Source organism: Rheinheimera sp., assembly GCF_036568245.1.
Lineage (GTDB): Bacteria > Pseudomonadota > Gammaproteobacteria > Enterobacterales > Alteromonadaceae > Alishewanella.
Window position 1 is genome coordinate 1 of the sequence record NZ_DATCSY010000281.1, and the last position, 2,869, is coordinate 2,869.

At 50.4% G+C, this 2,869-nt stretch carries 2 protein-coding genes and 1 pseudogene; all 3 read right to left on the reverse strand.

The genetic code is table 11. The features are described 5' to 3' along the window. A pseudogene (locus VIN66_RS12795) lies at window positions 1-197 on the reverse strand (altronate dehydratase); the annotation flags it as partial. A 204-nt stretch (window positions 198-401) separates the two neighbouring features. Then, window positions 402-1,847: a glycoside hydrolase family 28 protein gene (locus VIN66_RS12800; protein ID WP_331924342.1), complete on the reverse strand. Its 1,446-nt coding sequence runs from the start codon at window positions 1,845-1,847 to the stop codon at window positions 402-404. A 168-nt stretch (window positions 1,848-2,015) separates the two neighbouring features. After that, on the reverse strand, window positions 2,016-2,869 hold an 854-nt coding region (locus tag VIN66_RS12805; RefSeq protein WP_331924343.1), incomplete at its 5' end, for a substrate-binding domain-containing protein.

The window sequence follows — 2,869 nt, forward strand, 5'->3', positions numbered from 1 at the left end:
ACCTTGTGTCCGGCCGGTACCACCTGTTGTGCCGTTAAAGCAGTAAAAGGTTCCGGCAAAGGTGCGCCCTGCGCCAGCGGTTGCAATGCCACCACGACATTATCGCGAGGGTGCACCTGCAATACCTGTAATTGCTCACCAATATCGGCTGGTGCATCTAATTTTGTGCTACAGCCTGGTTTCTGTTCTGTGCTCATAGTTAACCTTCTTGCCCCTTGTCTAGCGGTGGCAAACCGGGTTTAAAAACATTGATATTCTAATTTGGCTTGCCGAACCAGCTTGCCCACACCAACACGCCGTAAATACATCCCTGTAGGCTCGATTCAGGCATCCATGCCTTCAACGGTTGGCTTAGGGCAAGTCGGTTCTCAATTAACCGTTTGCGAATCATTTGTAACCTACTACAGCGTTAGCACACTGCCATTCAAGGTTACATCTACCTGATCAATCTGCGCTACATTCTCCAGCACACCCACGCTAGCGGCTTGCTTAAACTCAACATGGTGCAGGCTGACACCGCTTATCGGTGCCCGCTCAAAGCCGCGTAGCAAAAAAGCCCGCTCAGCTTTGTGTACCGTTAAATGGCTGATATGCAGATCTTTTACCTGCGGCAAATGTGAGCCGGCATCACCTTCTTCGTAGAAGAAGTTAATCACTATCGCGTCTTTCACTTCACCGATATCAATATCGCGGATAGCAATATTCTCAATTAAACCACCACGCACCGAGTTGGTTTTAATACGGATGCCGCGCTGTAAATCCGGGCTGCTCATACGGCAACGACGGGCAAAAATATTGCGCGCCCCGCCTGAAATTTCACTGCCCAGCACCACGCCACCATGGCCGGCGCGCATAACACAATCCTGTATCACCACATTCTGAATAGGCGTTGCTAAACGGCGACCATCGTTATTGCGGCCAGATTTAAGTGCTATACAGTCATCACCGGTATCGAATAAGCAGTTTTCAATTAGCACCCGGTTACAGGATTCCGGGTCGCAGCCATCTGAGTTGGGGCCAAAGCTGACGCAGTTTACGCCGCGTACTATCACATCGTCAGACAGTACCGGGTTAATCAGCCAAAATGGCGAATTACGAATAGTCACACCTTCAATCAGCACGCGTTTACACCGGTACGGCTGAATAAACGGCGGGCGCAGATAGTTTTGCTCAAATACCCGCTGAGCTACCGGTACACCCTGCTCTGCCATAGCAAATAACGGCTCACGGGTGTTGCTTTGATCTGTTGCCGCATCTAATTGCCACGGCGTGTGTTTCCACTTACCTTTCCACGGCCACCACTGGGTATTACTGCCATTGCCTTCGAGGATACCTTCACCGGTCACGGCAATGTTTTCCTGTTCAAAAGCATAAATCAGCGGCGAGTAGCCCATCAGCTCGACACCTTCCCAACGGGTGTGTACAGCTGGCAGATAACGCTCTGGCTCAGCATAAAACGATAACACCGCATCTTTTTGCAGGTGCAGGTTTACATTCGACTTTAAATGCACAGGCCCGGTGTTAAAACGCCCGGCGGGTACCACAACCCGACCACCACCGGCCTTTGCACATGCAGCAATAGCGGCAGTTATAGCCGCGCTGCTGTCATAATTCGGCTGCGCTTTGGCGCCATAAGCGGTAATAACAAAATCACGCTTTGCAAATTGGGTTGGCGCTATGCTGGCAATGATGTTATCTGCCTGCTGCCATAAGATGTTATCTGCCGCATCACTGTCTGCAGTGCTCATCACAGACGCTGTCGAACAGCCATTTAATGACCACAACGACAGGCCGGCACTGGCCAGGCTCAGGGTTTTTAAATGTTGTCGTTTCAGCGTGTCTGTCATACGTCTCCCCGGCTTCTGTGCCATTGCATTTTATTTGAGATTAACACCAGCTTATTGCTGTTGACTGTTACTATAATAACCAATTTGCCACCGGTGGCAAGCAATTGGACATTTTTTTTGCCAGCGGTAGCAAAAAAAACACCACAGTGGCGTTAGTGTGATGTCTGCTTAACTATCGGTGATATTGATTCTGGCGGTAGATTCACGCACAACCAGTGTTGGTGCCACTTTAGCCGCTACATTGCTGGCGGCTTTGTCGTTGTTTTCTATCGACATAATCATCTTGCTGGTGGCCAGTAGCGCCATTTGCCGCACCGGCCTTTTAATCGTTGTCAGTGCAGGAATAACTCTTGAGGCCAGCATGTTATCGTCAAAGCCAGCCACTGATAACTGCTCAGGCACTTTGATACCTAAACTGTGGGCGACCTTTAATACCCCGGCCGCCATCTGGTCGTTATTTGCGAAAATTGCTGTAGGGATATCCTGCCCCTGCAGCAGCTGGCGTGCACATTCGATACCGGTCTCATAGGTGTTATTACCTTCGACTATCCAGTCGGGACGAATTTTTATGCCGTACGCAGATAAACCAAGCTGAAAACCTTCCATCCGCTCGGTTGACGATTTATAGCGCTGCGGGCCACTGATAAAAGCGATATGTTCATGACCCAGCTGGGCAAAATAGCGTGCCATTTCTGCCGCAGCAGCGCGATCATCCGATACGACAATATGTTTGGCTTCATCCAGCGCCACTGAGCTTAAACGTACATAAGGGCTGCCAGACTCTTTCAGTGCCTGCGCCAGTAACTCTGACTCCGATACCGGCGGCAGCACTATAACGCCATCAAGCTTGGAGCGCTGCATAAACCGCAGACAATCCTGTACCAGGGTTTCACTGCGGTAACGACACGGGTGAACAACCAACTCGTAACCGAGGTTAGAACACACCTCAAGCACCCCGCGCTGCACATCGTCCAGATACAGCGCATCTGGGTTATCATAAATTAACCCCAGCAAGTAAGAGC

Bases quoted from the DNA above. Each gene is read 5' to 3' on its own strand.
- VIN66_RS12800 (WP_331924342.1), bottom strand. From the start codon at position 1,847: ATGACAGACACGCTGAAACGACAACATTTAAAAACCCTGAGCCTGGCC.